We start from the raw sequence: 19,106 nt of genomic DNA, 5'->3' as shown, positions 1-19,106 counted from the left end.
GCTGAATTAGCTAGTAAATACCTCAACAGGTAAGCGACTAAAAGAAAGACGCTCATTTTGCACATCTACAAAAATAGTGTCGCCGTTGTTGAATTCACCGCGCAAAATAGCTTTGGCAATTTGAGTTTCTAACTCACGCTGAATCGCCCGCTTCAGTGGACGCGCCCCATACACTGGGTCGTACCCTACTTCGGCTAAAAAGTCAAGTGCGATATCCGAGAGTTTGAGGGATATTTTGCGATCGCTCAATCTTTGCCGCAATCTTTGCACTTGTAATAGCACAATCTGCCGCAATTCCTTCTTATCTAAACCGTGGAAGATGATGATTTCGTCAATCCGATTCAGGAATTCTGGACGGAAGCTATTTCGCATCGCTTCCATAACTCGACGGCGCATTTCATCGTAGTGGGCGTTATCGCCAGCGACATCCAGAATGTATTGCGAACCGATGTTGCTAGTCATGATGATAATAGCGTTCTTGAAGTCCACCTTATGACCTTGGGCATCAGTGACGCGACCATCATCGAGAATTTGTAAGAAGATATTGAATACATCGGGGTGGGCTTTCTCAATTTCGTCAAAGAGAATCACAGAATAAGGACGGCGGCGAATCGCTTCTGTAAGTTGTCCGCCTTCTTCGTAACCCACGTATCCTGGAGGCGCACCAATTAAGCGAGAAACGGCGTGTTTCTCCATGTACTCAGACATATCGATTCGCACTAGCGCTTCTTCGCTATCGAACATATAGCCCGCCAGCGCTTTCGCCAACTCGGTTTTACCCACACCTGTCGGCCCAAGGAAAATAAAACTAGCGATGGGACGATTAGGATCGGCTAGTCCAGCCCGCGATCGCTGAATTGCATCTGCTACGGCTGTGACTGCTTCTTCTTGTCCAATCACGCGGTGATGTAGTTCATCTTCTAAATGCAGCAGTTTCTCTTTCTCAGATTCCACCAACTTGCTGATGGGAATTCCTGTCCATTTAGAAATAATTTCAGCAATATCACCTTCTGTAACTTCTTCCCGTAATAGTGATTTACCACTTCTTTGAGCGCTTGCCAATTCAGCTTCTACTGCTTCTAATTGGCGATGCAAACTGGTTAAATTACCGTATTTCAACTCCGCAGCCCGGTTAAGGTCATAATCGCGTTCTGCTTGCTGAATCTCTAAGTTGACTCGTTCAATCTCTTTTTTAACCGACTGAATTTTGTCAATGATATCTTTTTCAGACTGCCATTGAGTATTCAGAGTTCTTTGTTCTTCTTTAAGATCGGCAATTTCCTTTTCCAATCTTTCTAGACGTTCACGAGAAGCAGCATCGCTTTCTTTTTGCAGCGATAGCTTCTCCATTTCCAATTGCAGAATCTTGCGATCGATTTCGTCGAGTTCTTCGGGTTTGGAGGTAATCTCCATTTTTAATCTCGCGGCGGCTTCATCCACCAAGTCAATGGCTTTATCAGGGAGAAAGCGATCGCTAATATATCGACTCGACAATACGGCGGCGGCAACTAAAGCACTATCAGAAATCTTTACCCCGTGGTGGTTTTCATAACGTTCTCTCAACCCGCGCAAAATCGAAATACTATCTTCTACACTAGGCTGATCGACATAAACTTGTTGGAAGCGTCTTTCTAGTGCAGCATCTTTTTCGATATGTTTGCGGTATTCATCCAGAGTTGTCGCCCCAATACAGCGCAATTCACCCCGCGCTAACATTGGTTTTAATAAGTTACTAGCATCCATCGCGCCTTGGGTTGCACCAGCGCCGACAACGGTGTGAATTTCATCAATAAATAAAACAATCTTGCCAGTAGATTCAGTAACTTCTTTTAATACTGCTTTCAGGCGTTCTTCAAATTCACCCCGGAATTTTGCCCCCGCAATCAAAGCACCCATATCTAAAGAAATCAACTTGCAGTCTTTGAGTGACTGGGGTACATCACCTGCGATAATCCTCTGTGCTAATCCTTCAGCGATCGCAGTTTTACCAACCCCCGGTTCACCAATTAGCACAGGATTATTCTTGGTGCGGCGAGAGAGAATTTGGATAGTGCGGCGAATCTCATCATCTCGGCCAATCACTGGATCGAGTTGACCTTTACGCGCGGCTTCTGTAAGGTCACGTCCGTATTTTTCCAGTGCTTCATATTTGCCTTCTGGATTTTGGTCGGTCACTTTTTGGCTCCCACGAACTTGTTTAATAATATTTTTTAGCTTGCTTTCGTCTAAAGCAAACTCTTGGAATAAAGCTTTGCCAAAACGGTCATCTTTGGCATAACCCAGCAATAAATGTTCAATTGAAATATATTCATCTTGAAACTCCTTGCGATACACGTCTGCTCGATCTAGCAGTGTATCTAAGCTGCGTCCCAAGTATACTGAGGTACTATTACCGGATACTTTCGGCTGACGTTGAAAAAATTGTTCGGTGCGATCGCGCAGTTTTTGGAGGTTAACACCCGCTTTGGTGAGAATCCCGGTTGCTAGACCATCTTGTTCTAGCAGCGCTTTCATCAGGTGTTCGCTTTCAATCTGCTGTTGTTGATATTGCTTAACAATATCGGGGGTATGGGCGATCGCTTCCCAGGCTTTTTCTGTAAATTGGTTAGGATTAGTAGGTTGCATATAGGCAGACTTTTAGAAAAACCACTCTAGGCGTACAAGGCACAGAGAGACCAACAGTCTCTCGTAAAGACATTCTAAAAAAAGGTAAGCTCATAGCTGGATCGGTCTTCACGTCTTTATAGAGTAGTAGTATTACCGCCCTTGCTGGTTTTTCTGCCGTTTATTGGTTGGTCTACAAACAATTTTCCTAGTTTAAGATACACCAAAGCAATTGCCCTGAGCATCCTAGCTTGTTTCACTATAATCATCATAAATTTAATTTAACTTATTGCTGATATTCACTACATTTCTGTTACTAGAGTGCTAGCACAATGAATATAATGATTTTCTTGGGAGTTAGGGACTTCCAAATAAGAAAATACCCAAAAACTGGTGAAAAAACTCTCTTCTCCTCATTTCTCTGTGTTGCGCCAGGTGCTACAAACTCCTCCACCCCCGCAACGCACTGGCTTCTCTGTGCGGCAGTGGCTCATGGGGGAAACCCCCAAGACCGCGCTGCCTTGTCTCTGTGGTTCGTTTATTTGAGTAATTTATTTCTTGGAAGTCTCTTATAGCTAATTTTATTGATCAATTGAGTAAGATAAAGATATAATGCTTGGATCTCTAATGAAAATATCCTTGTCAACAAATGCATAAAAGCTAAATATAAACCAGTAAAATTGTATATCGTTATTTAATAGTGATGAAAAAAGTGAAAGATTTTCCTATAAGAGGTCTAACAGCCGAAGAACGCCAATCTCTTTTAATGAGAGAATCCAAAGACTATATGCGCGGGAAGAAAAGCCTCAGCCAATTTCAAGAAGCTGAACGTAAGTATGGTACAGATTATGGTTCAGTTACCCTTGAATTAGCTAGTAAAGATAAGCTTATGCCAAAACTATGGCGTTTTTTGGCATCTCCTTGGCGACAAAACAAAGACCAAGACTTAATTAAACTCAGATAGCATCTATCTATGTCTATGTACTGAAACTATATTTTTAATTAGTAATTGAATGTTGTACTTGGTAATTACGTGCTACTAGCATAACTCCTGCTAGGCGATTAGCAATTACAAATAACAACTCTTGGGTGGCTTTAGAATCAAAAGTTGTCACATCTCTGCTGTAGAGACACAAAACTCCTAAACTATCCGTACCTCCGATTATTGGTAGAGTAATCAATGTTGCATAATCTAAAATACGCCCAGTTCTATCTTTGCTAAAAACGTATTGCGGATCATCCGCGTGCCACATATTATTGATGCGTGATAAGTGTACAACCCGTCGTTTTTTGTCAATGAAAGTACAACCCGCACACCCCCGATTTTGATTAGGGTCTTTACCAACATAAAAACGTACTTTATTTCCATACTCATTTGGTGAATGTGATTGACACCAAGTAGTTAAAAAATCTGGATCGCTAAGGTCTGGTGCATAAATGGCGATACCACAGCCATCTAGAAGTGGCATAATATTAAGTGTTTTCTCAATAAATTGCTCTAATAGCCGCTTGAGTGATTCATTGATGTTTGGATTTACATCTAACTTAGGCAAAAGTAATAGTAAAGATTCATCCAGTTCGTTAAGCTTGATTGCGATTTGATGCGCTTTATGATAATGTATTGCAGTCAATGAAAGCGGCAACAAAGCAATTAATAAAGCTAAAACCAAAACCCATAGTCTGACAGGTAGTGGCTCGTTAATTAAAGGCAATAGCTTTTCTGAAAAAACTTTATCTGCTTGGTTGCCAATAACACCACTAAAAGCCGCAAGCGATAAAGACGCTAAAAAACTGATAACTATTTTTACCCTGTTGGGAATTTTTGGTAAATTAAACGCCATAGCTGTTGATTGGCATCTAAAAGAGGTGGTCAGTATACCTTTAATTACAGTATAAAGCCTATATAAACAACAACAGGTGTACTTTACAGAATCTCACTGAGATATATCTAAATAACTGTTGGCACAGTCATCTGCATAAACCTTCCCTACCCCCACGCAGAGTTACCATAATCCCAGGTCGCCTAGTGGATGCTGAAAATGGTTGACCCCTACGACTTTGAAGATGATGACTTTGACATTGAGGATGAAGATTTCTTGAAAATAAAACCCATCAGCCAAATGACTGAGGGAGAAAAACTACAGCGATTTAAGCGCTTCTTCGACAGCAGCAGCCGTGCTATCTTACAAGACTGTCTATTTCGCATCGTCAATTATGAAGATGGTACGGGTACGTTAGAAATTCTTTGCCCCAATGAAGTTGTAAGACAACGCCTTTCTAAGAAAAAGCGCAAAATTACCAACAACATCAACACCTGCTGGAGTCATATTAGATGGTTTTCGCTATGCGTCCAGCAAGATAGTGAGTTGCATTGCCAGAAATTTACCCGTAATGGTGATTTGGTTACATCTTAGCTGGGGACTGGGGACTGGGGAATTGGGAATTGGGAATAACTACACCCAATGCCTAATAGCAAATGACGAATGACAAATGACAAATAACAAATGACTAAAAAACAGAAATTTCCTTACCTAGTTGGTTCTAAGTGGACGGCACAACAAAAAGTAGACGGTTGGCGGCATTTCCAAGTTGTCAATCGGAAAAATCAGGCTAAGTGGGTTTACGCCGAAATGGTTGCTTCTTGCGATCCTAAAGTCCGTTTTTGGATAAATGCCAAATTATTACAAGATAACTCCCAGTGGCAAGCTGGCTGGCAAACATTACAAGAAATCCAGGAAATTAAAACTGAAGTGTCCTGATTTGCCTCATTCCCAGTATCTGGCTGGGAATGCCCATTAGTGGTTTGCCGCCTCTTTCACAGGTGGCAGCCTAAAGATTTTAATAATCTTAGACAATATTTGGTAATTTAATAATTTTTTACAAAATCACACTAACTTACTCTCAAGCAGCAATTAAACGGTTGGAACTATTGACTGAAAACTGCCAATTTATCTGCGATACCTTCTCTACGAGACGCTACGCGAACGGTAAGCTACGCTAACGCAAATTCCATTCCTATTTCCATCATCAGGCTGGATATACGTCTGTTTATCCTTACCACTGCGCCCCAATGCCCTGAAAACACATTGCACTAACATCAGCTAATTCTATGAAAACCATTCAAAAATAAGTATTTCAGCTTTTTGTTTTTTGTAACTCTTTTTATAAAAATAATTAGTAAAAACCTTTTATAGATGACTTTTAGATCTAAATAGGATTTTTAAGTTAATTAAAACCCAAATGCACATAATTAAGTTCTAATCCATCGGATAAAACCAATTTAAAAATTAAGAGCCACTTTCTTTTCTATGTAATTTGCCCAATAATGACATTCATAGACCTCACGCATCGCCATCTCAGGAAAGGTGAAGGCAAATGTTTGAGCTACAAGTTTGAAAAAAAGCTATAAGAGGGAAACAACAGTGAAACTAGCAGTCTACGGAAAAGGTGGTATCGGTAAATCCACAACTAGCTGTAATATATCCGTCGCCCTAGCTAAACGTGGCAAGAAAGTGCTGCAAATTGGCTGCGATCCAAAACATGACAGCACCTTTACCCTGACTGGGTTTTTGATTCCCACAATTATCGACACCCTTCAAGAAAAGGATTATCACTACGAAGATGTCTGGCCTGAAGATGTAATTTATAAAGGCTACGGCGGTGTGGATTGCGTAGAAGCTGGTGGCCCACCTGCGGGTGCTGGATGTGGCGGCTACGTAGTCGGTGAAACCGTAAAATTACTTAAAGAACTCAACGCCTTTGATGAGTACGATATAATTCTTTTTGACGTTCTGGGTGACGTAGTTTGTGGTGGTTTTGCAGCACCACTCAACTATGCAGATTACTGCCTGATTGTTACAGACAACGGCTTTGATGCTTTGTTTGCGGCCAATCGGATTGCTGCTTCAGTCCGCGAAAAAGCCCGAACTCACCCACTACGTTTAGCTGGGTTGATTGGCAATCGCACATCCAAGCGCGACTTGATTGAAAAATATATAGAAGCTGTGCCAATGCCAGTTTTGGAAGTTTTACCTTTGATTGAAGATATCCGTGTTTCCCGTGTGAAAGGCAAGACTTTGTTTGAGATGGCAGAGCAAGATCCTTCCCTAGACTACGTTTGCGACTACTATCTCAGCATCGCCGACCAAATTCTAGCGCGTCCCGAAGGTGTTGTACCTAACGACACACCAGATCGGGAGTTGTTCTCTTTGTTGTCCGATTTTTATCTAAATCCGGGTAAACCCCAGGTTCCTAATTCAGAAGAGGAACTAGACTTGATGATTGTATAAATCATCAAGTTCTCAGGATGGGGGACAATAATATGGCTTTCTTTCACAGCTTTACGGATTCAATAAAACAAAAGTGGTTGCAATTTTTCCAGAATAATCGAGACTGGATTACCCTGCACATGCAAGTGGAATCAGTCTACACCCCTGATGGCGGGAAGCGACCACCTTCTTACCTCATCCTGGGAGTTCTTAACGCCCTAGAGCCAAAGCTAGCGCAGTTAATGTTGCCCTTTGCCAAACTTAATCCTGATGCTGATACGCTGATTGAGGTGCTGGATTTGCATTTTGACCCAGATTTAGCCCTCGGTAATCGCTTCGTTATCAACTCAGATGTAGAGAGATACGTAGAAGAAGCAGCTGCGATCGTTGATGAAAAGCCTGAAGATGAAACATTGACACATTCTCACACCAATGGCTATACCAATGGCTTTGCGGCGGAGGTGGTAGTTCAAGAGTTCGCAATCCTGGATTCCGACGATCAAAGTTTGGAAATCAGCGAGTTGGAGGAAACCGAAAATGACTTTGGCGATATTTCCTTAACCAACGGACACACATCAAAAGATGAGTCTCTCGAAATCTCTAGTTTGGAAGCAGATGAGTTTGGGGAAATTGCCTTCGATAACTCAGCTGCAATGGAAGTAAAGCTGGATGACGAGGCACTTGAAGATAGTCCACTAGATGATAATGCGTTTAAAGACGTGTTATCAGATGTCTGGGGTGATGAAACAGCTTTGCAAAAGGCTGAAGAAAATAACGATTTATTAGGGGAAGAACTGCCAGCAGGCGTTTTTGATGAATCAGAAATTGCCCGTCTCTTCCCCAACGCTTAATTATTGCCGTTCTTCGCAATTTTAAGTTTTAGATTTGGGGTTTTGGATTAGGAATTAGGGAAATTGTCGTTAGGCAAAGGATACTTTTGTTGTCCCAGCCTTCAATCCAAAATTATCATATCTAAAATCTGAAATTGGTTGAACTGCCATTAAATATCAAGGGGAGAAAAAACCAAAATGACTGTCGCTCAACAACCAGAAGCTTTAAGCTTTGAATGTGAAACTGGAAATTACCATACCTTTTGCCCAATTAGCTGCGTGGCGTGGTTATACCAAAAAATTGAAGATAGCTTCTTTTTGGTGATTGGGACAAAAACTTGTGGCTACTTCCTGCAAAATGCGATGGGGGTGATGATTTTTGCTGAACCCCGCTATGCAATGGCAGAGTTGGAAGAGGGTGATATTTCGGCACAGTTGAATGATTATGAAGAGTTAAAGCGGTTGTGCTTGCAGATTAAACGCGATCGCAATCCTAGTGTAATTGTCTGGATAGGTACTTGTACCACCGAAATTATCAAAACAGATTTGGAAGGTTTAGCGCCCAAGCTAGAATCTGAAATTGGGATTCCCATCGTAGTAGCGCGGGCAAATGGTCTAGATTACGCCTTCACCCAAGGGGAAGACACTGTGTTAGCAGCAATGGCTAACCGTTGCCCTGATAAGGCTCCGGTGGCGGAAACAGAGAAAATTGAACGGAATGCGATCGCTAAATTGCTAAACTTCGGCAAGAAGAAAGAAGAAGTTGCCCAAGATGAATCTGAGTATGTAGATCATCCACCACTCGTTCTCTTTGGTTCCCTTCCTGATCCCGTAGTGACTCAGTTAACCTTGGAACTGAAGAGACAAGGGATCAAAGTTTCCGGGTGGCTACCCGCAAAGCGCTTCACAGAACTGCCAGTACTGGAAGAAGGGTATTATGTCGCTGGTGTCAACCCCTTTCTCAGCCGCACAGCTACCACCTTAATGCGCCGCCGCAAGTGTAAACTCATTGGCGCACCCTTCCCCATTGGCCCTGATGGAACCCGCGCTTGGATTGAGAAAATCTGCTCGGTGTTCGGTATTACTCCCAAGGGTTTGGATGAACGGGAAGCACAAATTTGGGCAGGTTTGGAAGATTACGTCAAACTGATTCGCGGTAAGTCTGTATTCTTCATGGGTGATAACTTGCTGGAAGTTTCCCAAGCAAGATTCTTAATCCGTTGTGGGATGACTGTTCACGAAATCGGCATTCCCTACATGGATAAGCGCTATCAAGCTGCTGAGTTGGCATTGTTGGAGAAAACTTGCCAGGAAATGAATTCACCTCTGCCAAGGATTGTAGAGAAGCCGGATAATTACAATCAACTTCAGCGAATTTATGCGTTGAAACCAGATTTGGTAATTACTGGTATGGCTCACGCTAACCCGTTGGAAGCACGGGGTATTAATACTAAGTGGTCTGTGGAGTTCACTTTTGCTCAAATTCACGGGTTTACAAATGCGCGTGACTTGTTAGAGTTGGTGACTCGTCCGTTGCGTCGGAATAATAATTTGAAAGATTTGGGTTGGGATAAGTTGGTGAGAGAAGAAGCGAAGATTTAAATTTGGATTTGGATTTAGCAACAGCATATAATTAAGGCGAACCCAAAAAGTTCGCCTTTTTTGTCTCACAAAGGCGCAAAGGAAGATCGCCTAAAAATAGTTACAATCAGGTGGATATCGCTAAATCATAACTTAGAGAAAATTTAACCATTAGAGTTAATTATGCTTAAGCTAAATCCACAAAAGCTACCATTTCTAGAGTCTATTGGTTGGCAGCTAAAAAATGTATATCAAATGAGTGAGAAAGAAATTGTTCAATTGTATCAACGCAATTGGCATCATCAAACTACCTTCAAAAATTTAAAACAAGAAGAAAAGGATTTTATTCATTATTTAGCAAAAAAATATAATTCCTGGATATTACCGGATTTTGAAATGTTTCATCTCGGACATCACACTAATATACTTAAAATCCTTAATGCTTTCAATCCAGAAGTTTTCAAAAAAGCTTCTGCATACTTTGGTGGTGGTACACTGTTGGCGTTAGAATATGATGAATACAGGCTTAGTAAAGATATTGATTTCCTCTTCCCTTATGGAACGGAAAATTATAGGTATTTAAGAAATTTGATTTACGATGAAGGAATTGTGGCATTATTTCAAAGTACAACAGATATCGAATTAGGTGACAGTACAATAAATCAATATGGTATTCGTTTCCTTGTTGTAGTCAATGAAACAACTATTAAAGTAGAAATTGTAGCCAATGGGATTTTTACTTTAGACCCTCCTGTTTATCCAGAATGGACAAAAATACCTTGTCTGAGTATAAGCGATAGATTTACATCAAAACTAATGGCTAATGCTGACAGATGGAACGATTCAAGTACACAATCTAGAGATTTGATTGACTTAGCAATATTGCGTGTAAATAACAAAATCCCCGCACGTGCAATTGCTAAAGCTGAAGAAAGCTACGAAGTAAAAAAGCCATTAGTTAAAGCCATCACTAACTTTACTGAAAAAGAAAAATATAGAGATAAATGTTTTCATGAGTTAAACATACCTGAAGAAAAATTTCCAATAATAATGGATGGAATAAATCGGCTTTTTGTTGACTTTGAATCTATGAATTAAAGTAATTTAAAATGCAATCATCACTACAAAACGAGCGAGAAGTTATTATTATTGATATGGGTGATGGAATTCTTTTAAAGCGTAAGAAGCTTTTTCCATAAACTAAATTAGATGATGTAGCAGGTTTTTTAAAATATCAAGGAAAACCTAAAATCCTTGAGGATATGGATAATGCAATTCGCCAAGGTATAGAGGAATCGTGATTTAAAAGTAGAAAACTGGTTCAAACCTGATTAAAAAAGCTAACAAGTTTCTATTCCCTAACTCCAGAACTCACCATGACTCAAAAAACCTATCAACTCCCCCTAACCTTCGAGCAAATTCTTAATCTTGTCCTACAACTTCCTGCACAAGAACAAGAACAACTTATTCAAGAAATAAAGAAAACCTCTTCAAATAATAAAGATGAAGATTTACTTAGTGTTTTTGACAGAATCGGCAGAAATGCTCAAGCCAAAGGATTAACCGAAGAAACTCTAGAAGAATTGCTCGCCGATGAATCATAAACTAATTGTCATTGACACAAATGTTTTACTTAGTGCTGCTCTAAGTCCTAATGGAACAGCCCGTAAAGCCCTAGATAAAGTCTATAAAGAATTCAAAATTGCTCAAAGCGATAAAACTTATCAAGAATTAAACACACGAATTTACAAACGTAAGTTCGATAAATATATCTCAGATGAAGACCGACAAATTTTTTTGGACATAGTTAAAAAGTACAGTCAATTTATAGAAATAAAATCTCAAATAAACACCTGTAGAGATCCAGATGACAACAAATTTTTATAACTTGCTAAAGATGCCAATGCAGAATTTTTAATCACAGGAGATCAAGACCTTTTATCACTCAAGACCCTAGCCGAATATCAAAACCAGATTATTACTCCCAGAGAGTTTCTTGACCTTGATTAATTCATCTTTAATCCTGTAATTAGTTCAGATGGAAGGCTGTAACTCTAAAGGTTTGGATGGAATGATGTACATTAATTCTGCGCCGTCTGGTTTAACTTCTGTAGATGGAGTTAATTTTAGCCAGTCATGAAAGCTGATTCCTAATTGAGATATTGCTTGCACTTCTGTTTGGTATGATTCAAAGCGGCGATTGGTTTCAATCATAGATTGCATTACTTCAAATACTTGGGGAAGACGTTTGTAAGCTTCTTTTTCAAATCTTCCTGTGAATGGAGTAGGATTTCGTCCAAATATGCTCCATTCAATTTCACTACGATCTACAATTGCCGATGGAAGAGAAGACAGCCATTCATCATGACTTTGAGACAGTTTAAACATATTCTCTCGTTGCATCTCAAAAACTCTATTTTCATCAAAATTCGGGTCAATCCATTGGTAAATTTGGGTTAGTTTATGCAAATTAATCTGGTCTTTAAACTGAGGATGTAAGTATGCTGCTGGATTAGAAGTAAGCATAAGTTCAATATATTTATTAAGCAGCAACCTGATAAATTTTGCCCCTTCTTGAAAACGACGAAGTGCCGTTTCATGTTCTTCTAGTTCTAAATGGCAACGTGCTTCTGCAATATAGGCTAGAGATAATGTAAGTATATATTTGTCAATAATTGGGCTTTTTTGGGAAAGTTCATTAATTGTGTAATCTTTGTAAATATGTTCTGCCTCTAAGAAGCGACTGATGGCTTGTAAGGCACTGCTTCTCCGGTTATCAATTCTAGTCATTGTAAAGGCATTAATTGCTAATTCTATTCCAGCATGGAAGTTAGCATAGAAACTGAGGTCAATTTTGTGATTAATTTTATTTAACAATTCTGCTGCTAGTTTTAATTGGTTTTCTATCTCATTGAGACGCTGTGATATAACAGCAAAACCCATCACAGATACCCCAAGATTAAGTACACTAGCAGCAGTGGTTATCTGCAAAAGTTGTGAACTGATTTGCATAGGTTTTCCAATTGCTTGGATTTGATTTTCAATATTATCTAGTTGTTGGTTAACATCACCAAATCCCTTATCTAATCGCTGGTTAACATTCCTAAATCCCTTCGCTGACACAGCTATATTTGCTCCTGAAGTTAGCAAATTTGCACCAGAAATAATCAGGTTTAGAACGTTATGAGGCGAACTCGCAGGGGTTGAGGTTGTTCCTCTTAAAAATCCAAGGACATTATTTGTTGCAGTATCTCGGATTACACTGCCACATAGTACATATATTCCCTTCGCTAAACCTTTAGCAATATGTGGTGCAAGTGCAAAGGTAATTTGAAGTGGTAAACTCATAATTTTCTCCTAGTTAATAAAACTTCAGTCGCAGGATATTTGGTGATAAGCAACTTTACATCTAGGCAACAAATATCCCCGCTTTATTTAGTATTCCCAATTTGAGTTCTATTCTGTCTAATAGGGATGTCTACGACGGGCTACGCCTACGCACTTTTTAACAAACCGCCAATAAAGAGAACTTAATTCAGATGGAAGATTGTAAATCTAAAGGTTTGGATGGAATAATATACATTAATTCTGCGCCGTCTGGTTTAATTTCTGTAGACGGAGTTAATTTAAGCCAGTCATGAAAGCTGATTCCTAATTGGGATATTGCTTGTACTTCTGTTTGGTAAGATTCAAAGCGGCGATTGGTTTCAATCATTGATTCCACTACTTCCAAAGTTTTAGGAAGACGTGCGTAAATCTGAGGCTTAGGATCATCCCAAATTGCTTTTCCTACCCAATCTATCTCGGAATCCCAAATTGCTGCTGGTATTGATTCTACCCACTTATTAGGATCTTGCGCTAACTTGAACAATTTCTTACGTTGCATATCGAAGACTGCATTTTCATCCAAATTTGGATCGAGCCATTGGTAAATGCGGGTTAGTCTACGCAAATCAATCTGACCTTTGAACTGAGGATGCAAGTATGCTGCTGGGTTAGAAGTTAGTAGAAGCTCAACATATTTTTGGATACGAGAATGGATAACTCTCGAACCTTCCTGAAAGCGACGAAGTGCTGTATCGTGTTCTTCTAATTCTAAATAACAACGAGCTTCAGCTAGATAGGCTAAAGATAAAGTCAGCAGATATTCATCAGCAATTTGGCTTTTTTGCTCAATTTCGATATCTGTGTATTCAGTATAAATATGCTCTGCTTCTAAAAAGCGGTTAATAGCTTGTAGTGCGCTGCTTCTACAATTTTCAATTTTGGTCATTGTAAAAGCATTAGTTGCTAATTCTATTGCAGCACGAAAATTAGCATAAAAACTAAGATCGATTTTACGATTAACGTTATTTAACAGTTTTTGCGCTTCTTGTAAGCGTTTTTCTAATTCCTTAAGCCGTTGTGCTATTACAGCAAAGCCTATAACTGAGACACCAAGGTTAAGTATACTGACTGCATTAGTTACCTGCAAAATCCTTTGAGTTGCTTGCATACTTCGCCCAAGCTCCTCCAACTGTTTTTCAGTAGAATTATTTGCTCCCTGCTCTCGTAACCAAGTAACGACTTGTTTTGTCCCTACATCTCTGATAACACCCCCTACCCTTTCAAAACTTCCATCTGCCAATCCTTTGGCAATCCAATCAGTAAGCATAAAGGTTACTGTAACGGGTAAACTCATAATTTTCTCCTAGTTGCTAAAATTTCAGCAGCGTGATGTCTGGTAGCCAGTCGCTTCGATTCATTCTGCACAGCAAATACCTGTGCTTTAGTCAGTATTCCCAAATTGAGTTGTAGTTTGTGTAATAGCGATGTCTACGACGGGCTGTTCGGTGTCGCAATTTTTAACCAGAAGATGCAGAATGATCGCACATACAAGCGTTGAACTAAGCTTGAAACCCGCTCTCAATTAGGAAATTGCAGATGAGAGAGCGATCGCTAAAATCTCATCTCAGTCAGATACAGTTAAAATATGCTGGTAAATATGCGAGTAAACAAAAATTATGCTTAGTGGAATTAAGCAAAAGGCTATTGTCGGAAAAGATGGCAAAATTGAACTGTCTACAACTGAATTACCAGAAGGAACTGTTGTAGAAGTTATTGTGCTAATTGAACCACCAACTGAAGAAGATGAAACTACCTATCTTCTAAAATCAGAAGCTAACAAAAAGCATCTACTTAAAGCTTTGGATAATGTACAAAAAGGAAACCTAATTTATCTAAATTTAGATTAGCGATCGCAATTTCTAATAAATCCAGCTAACTAACAGCAAAATCTGTATATTTACGCACAGATGGTAACTGAAAACCTAAAACAATATCTTCTTTTGGTACACCTAATTCAACCAATTCATTAGCAATCCCTACCTCTGTCCCATCTTGCTGAATCCAGATTTTATCATCAATAATATCTAGATGGAGAACAGGCCCATATATGCGGTCTTGATCGCGCCAACCTACATAAACTAATTGATAACGATCGTGTTCTGTATCAAAAATCGTCTGTGCCTGAATGCGATTATCCCAAACAGTACTAGCGTGTTGTTGAAGTAAATTCTTAATATATAGTCGATATTTATCTAGCTTTGCCATTGGTCTATCGCCTCCTGTTCAATATTATAAATTAGTAAACAGAGTTGATTACTTTGAATTACAGATTGGATAAATGGAAGTATAAAAAACTCATTGTAGACAGTACTAGGAACTGCTAAATATAAAGTGCGATTAGCTTCTTGTTTTTGTAAAGCAATTCGGTAAATGATAAATTGTCCTAATGCAGCGTAAAATTCTGTTATTTTTGACGGACTTAGAAAACTTTTAATTTCAACAGCTATTTTTTGTCCTTGTTTTTCGGCTGCAATAACTTTTTCTGCTCCTAAATCAACATATAGCTCAAGGGTTCCCGCCTGGAGAGCATAAGGATTGTGAGTAATTAACCACCCTTCTTTCTCAAGTGCTGTTTTGACAACTGCATGAAAAGCATCTTTAGCAGGCACAGGTTTAATTCCAATTTATGGCGGTGCTTGATTTGAGAATTTCTATTTCAAGAATACATTTACAACCTAGCGAAACAAAAATTTGAAGTGTGCTTCTTTAAGAATGAGCAAAAGTCCTTCAGAAAATATCATTCACAGCGCCGAACGATCATCTTTTTTTCCTATCTTTAATTCCCAACTCCCTAATTGCATACTTCTATGTAATCAGAAGTATCTACACCAACCTAAACAACTCCCCTGGCAGGTTAAACTAGGTCTGGTAACAGCTGCTCCACCGTTCCTTATGAGGCTTTTATGGGAGCTAACCTCAAACAGATTGCCAACTATTTAGATAACCTTGGTTGGGACTACCGTTTTGATGATGAAGAAGACCGGATTATAACAGGTGTGGAGGCTGATAACCTAGAAGATTTCCTAATAGTTGTCCAGTTAGATGAAGAGGGAAAATTTTTTCGGGTATTTGCCCCTCAAGTTCTGGCAGGAATTCAAGATCATCCTCACAAGGGAGTTATCCTACAGACGATGCTTGCCATTTCCTGGGAAACCAAAATGTTGCAATGGGAGTATGACCCATCTGATGGTGAAATTCGTGCGATTATTGAGTTTCCACTAGAAGACTCGATTCTCACAGAAAAGCAATTTTACCGTTGTCTGAGTGGATTAATTCAGATTGTGGATGGCATAGCGATACCTCGCCTCAAAGAAGTGATGGCAACAGGTCTAGATCCGGGGAATATAGAACTTGGGGAAAGACTGTTACTCAGTATTCAGGAAGAAGCGCCAGGATTACTAGATTTGCTAGAAAAGGCAATGGAGGCGCGGAAAAAACGAGGAAGTTTTCCCAGCGAGTGAGACGGATCATCACTTAAATCGCTATACTCCAAAGTGATACCCTCACTATATACTGAAATTTTCTGGGGCTGGATATTATGACATCCTATGCAACCTCCTCTGCCAAAGCGGAAATGAGTGAACTACGGCGGTTGAAAGGCTTATTACCGCCAGAATTACAGAGCTGGGTCACGGTTGAAGGCACAACTGAGGTCAATCCACCCCTGGTTCGCTGCGAAGAAATTGGTAAAGACCAGGTAGAAATTCAAATTGACCTGGTGAAATGGGATGCCCTCGCAATGGATCAGCGTAATCTGCTGTTCTGGCATGAAGTTGCTCGCGTTCAAAATGACACAATTCCTAAAGATGGTTGGGAAATGGCAGCACTAGCCATCGGTTTAGGTGGTGCTGTCGGCGAATTGTGGGTACAAGATGGATTGCTGCTGGTGTTAGCTTTGTCGCTATGTGGCGTGTCAGGGTGGCGATTGTACCAAAAGAATAGCGGGGAAAAGCAACTAAGAGAATTGCTCAATGCTGATGAGAAAGCGATCGCTTTGGCAACTCGTTTCGGTTATAGCCTCCCCAATGCCTACAAGAGTCTCGGTAGCGCCTTGAAAACCCTGATTGACAATACTCCTAGTAAGCGCCAACGCTCGAAATACGAAGCAAGGCTGTCTGCCCTCAAGCGCAGTGCTAATAAAGCAAAAGCTAAATCCAAAACTCCAGATGAAGGCGGGTTGTAATTAGTTAGTCATTTATCATTTGTCATTAGGAGTTTGGAGTTTGCTGTGAAATCTAAACTTCAAACTCTGCCTTTGACTGGAAATGCCTGCTGAGGCGGCTGTTGCTTTGCTGATTCGCGGCAGCAATGACTATATTCATCGAATCTTACTTTTTTCTTGACTACATCTTTATCAAACTCAAATTTTACAGAAGCTTTTACAGTTGGTTAAGCATCTTATGCGTCTGAGGGATCACACGCACATGCTTGATAAACCCCTTCATCAAAGCTTGCCAGGTCAAAACTTGATCGGCCGTAGGTGCAAGCATCGGTATTGAGGAAAATTGTTCAGATACTGCTAAAGGCGTAACAGGTTGTAAAAATACTGAGATATCTGGACTAACCTCTGCCACCAAGGAAGCTGAACGTTCTAACTCGGCTGGATCTGTGTTTTGAGACACAATTATCTTGACAAAAACATTTAAATATGAGTCATAACATAACTGGAGAGATTTACTATGTTCTTGCCAATGGCTTTCGCCGCTAACACTGGGCAATTTGAAATCCATACCCACAGAGTCTAAATAGGGAAGAATCATCGCTAATTGTTCTGGGCGATGTCCGCCAGTTTCTAAGTATATGGGCAGACCAGTTATATCTCGCACTTGGGGTAGAAACTGCGTTAAAAATGAGGCATGAAGAAGTGGTTCGCCTCCAGTTAAGCTAATGCTATCGTGTAGAGAAGGTAGATTTTGCTGTTTTACCCATTCGATTAATATGGGTAAAGAGACAGGGTTAGAGTGGATTTCAAAGTCGCGCAATCCAGGCGATCGCTCTATCCGACAAGTAGCAGGTGCATTCCAAGTTTGAGCACTATCACAAAAGTGACAGCGCAAATCACACAAGGCAAAACGAATAAATATCTGACGCGTCCCTACATTCAGTCCTTCCCCTTGAATGGCAGAAAAGACCTCAACTAGGCGTGCGGTAGGTGTAACCGTAGTTTTAGTAATCATTTGATGAGAGCAACGCGATCGCGCTGCGTCGGCACAACAGCAAGGATGTTTTTTGGCTTCTTGTTCTATTGTGAATCGTCGCTAGCGATCTCCAATCTCAGCCCCGGTAAATAAAAATTAGTCCTTATTAATACTGATTCCAATATTAGGTTAGGTAATTTTGGAGGACAAAATAATGTTTGGCAGATTACATTATACATGGCAACGAAAGTGCAGAGCTTCATGACTAGCCAACCGACAGAGGTCGATTTTCCAGTTAATTCCCTAAACGACACGGCTATAATGCAGGTGCCGGCGCGGTTGAGCGTGCTGGAGGCTTTAGGCTTTAAGCAAACCTGCCATAGCTTAATTGGGCCCAATTCACATCCTAAACAAATCATCATTGACTTTCACCAAACTACTTTTATGGATAGTAGTGGTTTAGGTGCATTGGTGAGTAATTTTAAATACGCCCAAACTCAAGGTGTTACATTAACACTGCGGAATGTAACACCTCAAGTAATGGGAGTCTTAAAACTCACGGGATTGGATCAGGTTTTTCCCTTAGAATCGGTTGACGATGGGTTGCTAATAGAGCCGGAAGATTTAGTTGATAATCGCAAGACAACTTCCCGCAAAGTAGAGCAGTTACCCACTACTCACCCTTCTGTGGCATCTTGGATGAAACGGTTCTTAGACATTGTGGGATCAGTGATTGGTTTATTAATTACAGGAGTTTTGTTTATTCCGATTGCGATCGCTATTCAAATTAACGATCCCGGCCCCATTTTCTTCAGTCAAACCCGTTGTGGTTGGATGGGAAAGCAGTTTCAGATTTGGAAATTCCGCTCTATGTGTGTGGATGCAGAAGCGAAGAAATCTCAAGTTAAAAACCAAGTGCAAGGTGCATTTTTCAAGAATGAGAACGATCCTAGAGTTACTAGGGTAGGGCGCTTTTTACGGCGAACTAGTTTTGATGAATTACCGCAATTTTGGAACGTCCTTAAAGGAGAAATGAGTTTAGTTGGTACTCGACCACCTACACCCGATGAAGTAGAACGTTATGAAGTACCGGAGTGGCAACGTTTAGACGTAAAACCCGGTATGACTGGCGAATGGCAAGTCAATGGAAGGTCTACAGTCCGCAGTTTTGAAGATGTAATTCGCCTAGATTTGCAGTATCAAAAAAATTGGAGTTTGGTGTATGATTTAAAGCTAATTTTCAAAACTATAGCTATTCTATTTAATAGAAACAGTGGCGCTGTTTAGCTAACTACCCT

20 protein-coding genes and 1 pseudogene are annotated in these 19,106 nt (G+C 40.2%); 14 read left to right on the top strand and 7 right to left on the bottom strand.

Annotated features, from left to right (window positions below):
- Positions 1–6 precede the first annotated feature (6 nt).
- Positions 7–2,625: an ATP-dependent chaperone ClpB gene (gene clpB / locus V7K55_RS22300; RefSeq protein ID WP_334834828.1), complete on the bottom strand. Its 2,619-nt coding sequence runs from the start codon at positions 2,623–2,625 to the stop codon at positions 7–9.
- Positions 2,626–3,316: 691 nt separating this feature from the next.
- On the opposite strand from clpB, the gene V7K55_RS22295 reads away from it, so the two are divergent.
- Positions 3,317–3,568: a hypothetical protein gene (locus tag V7K55_RS22295; RefSeq protein WP_334834826.1), complete on the top strand. Its 252-nt coding sequence runs from the start codon at positions 3,317–3,319 to the stop codon at positions 3,566–3,568.
- A gap of 34 nt (positions 3,569–3,602) precedes the next feature.
- Here V7K55_RS22295 and V7K55_RS22290 read toward each other — a convergent pair whose 3' ends face one another.
- Positions 3,603–4,445, bottom strand: coding sequence for a hypothetical protein (locus V7K55_RS22290; protein ID WP_334834825.1), 843 nt, complete (start codon positions 4,443–4,445; stop codon positions 3,603–3,605).
- A gap of 198 nt (positions 4,446–4,643) precedes the next feature.
- Between V7K55_RS22290 and V7K55_RS22285 the strand changes: the two genes are divergently transcribed.
- The 9 genes and pseudogenes from V7K55_RS22285 to V7K55_RS22250 all read left to right on the top strand — a co-directional run bounded on the left by V7K55_RS22285 (position 4,644) and on the right by V7K55_RS22250 (position 11,170).
- Entirely contained in the window at positions 4,644–5,018 is a 375-nt protein-coding gene (locus V7K55_RS22285; RefSeq protein ID WP_334834824.1) for a hypothetical protein, read from the top strand.
- A gap of 90 nt (positions 5,019–5,108) precedes the next feature.
- Positions 5,109–5,363, top strand: coding sequence for a TIGR02450 family Trp-rich protein (locus V7K55_RS22280; RefSeq protein WP_094328409.1), 255 nt, complete (start codon positions 5,109–5,111; stop codon positions 5,361–5,363).
- 663 nt (positions 5,364–6,026) lie between these two features.
- A complete protein-coding gene (bchL, locus tag V7K55_RS22275; RefSeq protein ID WP_094328410.1) occupies positions 6,027–6,893 on the top strand; it encodes a ferredoxin:protochlorophyllide reductase (ATP-dependent) iron-sulfur ATP-binding protein in 867 nt (288 codons plus the stop codon).
- A gap of 32 nt (positions 6,894–6,925) precedes the next feature.
- Complete coding sequence (locus V7K55_RS22270) at positions 6,926–7,723, top strand: DUF5331 domain-containing protein (RefSeq protein ID WP_334834822.1); 798 nt, start codon at positions 6,926–6,928, stop codon at positions 7,721–7,723.
- Between the two features lie 177 nt (positions 7,724–7,900).
- Entirely contained in the window at positions 7,901–9,304 is a 1,404-nt protein-coding gene (locus V7K55_RS22265; RefSeq protein WP_334834821.1) for a ferredoxin:protochlorophyllide reductase (ATP-dependent) subunit N, read from the top strand.
- A gap of 162 nt (positions 9,305–9,466) precedes the next feature.
- Entirely contained in the window at positions 9,467–10,381 is a 915-nt protein-coding gene (locus V7K55_RS22260; RefSeq protein WP_334834820.1) for a nucleotidyl transferase AbiEii/AbiGii toxin family protein, read from the top strand.
- A gap of 35 nt (positions 10,382–10,416) precedes the next feature.
- Positions 10,417–10,584, top strand: a pseudogene (locus V7K55_RS27595) (AbrB/MazE/SpoVT family DNA-binding domain-containing protein); the annotation flags it as partial.
- A gap of 75 nt (positions 10,585–10,659) precedes the next feature.
- Entirely contained in the window at positions 10,660–10,887 is a 228-nt protein-coding gene (locus tag V7K55_RS22255) for a hypothetical protein (RefSeq protein WP_094328416.1), read from the top strand.
- On the top strand, positions 10,877–11,170 hold the full coding sequence (locus V7K55_RS22250; RefSeq protein WP_334834819.1) for a putative toxin-antitoxin system toxin component, PIN family: 294 nt from the start codon (positions 10,877–10,879) through the stop codon (positions 11,168–11,170). Before V7K55_RS22255 ends, V7K55_RS22250 begins: the two co-directional genes overlap by 11 nt.
- A 147-nt stretch (positions 11,171–11,317) precedes the next feature.
- Here the strand turns inward: V7K55_RS22250 and V7K55_RS22245 are convergent, their stop codons facing one another.
- Both V7K55_RS22245 and V7K55_RS22240 read right to left on the bottom strand, forming a co-directional pair.
- Positions 11,318–12,631 carry a hypothetical protein gene (locus tag V7K55_RS22245; RefSeq protein WP_334834818.1) on the bottom strand — a complete coding sequence of 438 codons (1,314 nt, stop codon included), beginning with the start codon at positions 12,629–12,631 and terminating at the stop codon, positions 11,318–11,320.
- 187 nt (positions 12,632–12,818) lie between these two features.
- Positions 12,819–13,964 carry a hypothetical protein gene (locus tag V7K55_RS22240; protein WP_334834817.1) on the bottom strand — a complete coding sequence of 382 codons (1,146 nt, stop codon included), beginning with the start codon at positions 13,962–13,964 and terminating at the stop codon, positions 12,819–12,821.
- Positions 13,965–14,286: 322 nt separating this feature from the next.
- Between V7K55_RS22240 and V7K55_RS22235 the strand changes: the two genes are divergently transcribed.
- Positions 14,287–14,517, top strand: a complete 231-nt coding sequence (locus V7K55_RS22235; RefSeq protein ID WP_334834816.1) for a hypothetical protein — start codon at positions 14,287–14,289, stop codon at positions 14,515–14,517.
- A gap of 25 nt (positions 14,518–14,542) precedes the next feature.
- On the opposite strand, the gene V7K55_RS22230 is transcribed toward V7K55_RS22235, so the two are convergent.
- Together V7K55_RS22230 and V7K55_RS22225 are read right to left on the bottom strand one after the other, a co-directional pair.
- Positions 14,543–14,875, bottom strand: a complete 333-nt coding sequence (locus V7K55_RS22230; RefSeq protein WP_334834814.1) for a XisI protein — start codon at positions 14,873–14,875, stop codon at positions 14,543–14,545.
- Positions 14,863–15,279: an element excision factor XisH family protein gene (locus V7K55_RS22225; protein ID WP_334834813.1), complete on the bottom strand. Its 417-nt coding sequence runs from the start codon at positions 15,277–15,279 to the stop codon at positions 14,863–14,865. The genes V7K55_RS22230 and V7K55_RS22225 overlap by 13 nt, the downstream gene beginning before the upstream one ends.
- A 294-nt stretch (positions 15,280–15,573) precedes the next feature.
- Here V7K55_RS22225 and V7K55_RS22220 point away from each other — a divergent pair, with 294 nt between their 5' ends.
- Positions 15,574–16,131, top strand: coding sequence for a hypothetical protein (locus tag V7K55_RS22220; protein WP_334834812.1), 558 nt, complete (start codon positions 15,574–15,576; stop codon positions 16,129–16,131).
- A gap of 77 nt (positions 16,132–16,208) precedes the next feature.
- Complete coding sequence (locus V7K55_RS22215) at positions 16,209–16,853, top strand: DUF3318 domain-containing protein (protein ID WP_094342488.1); 645 nt, start codon at positions 16,209–16,211, stop codon at positions 16,851–16,853.
- A 196-nt stretch (positions 16,854–17,049) separates the two neighbouring features.
- Here V7K55_RS22215 and V7K55_RS22210 read toward each other — a convergent pair whose 3' ends face one another.
- Entirely contained in the window at positions 17,050–17,847 is a 798-nt protein-coding gene (locus V7K55_RS22210; protein WP_334834811.1) for a 7-carboxy-7-deazaguanine synthase QueE, read from the bottom strand.
- Between the two features lie 198 nt (positions 17,848–18,045).
- Between V7K55_RS22210 and V7K55_RS22205 the strand changes: the two genes are divergently transcribed.
- Complete coding sequence (locus V7K55_RS22205; protein ID WP_334834810.1) at positions 18,046–19,095, top strand: sugar transferase; 1,050 nt, start codon at positions 18,046–18,048, stop codon at positions 19,093–19,095.
- Positions 19,096–19,106: the final 11 nt, after the last annotated feature.

It is taken from the genome of Nostoc sp. (assembly GCF_036919895.1).
Lineage (GTDB): Bacteria > Cyanobacteriota > Cyanobacteriia > Cyanobacteriales > Nostocaceae > Nostoc.
This window is presented reverse-complemented; position numbering and strand designations above follow the sequence as displayed.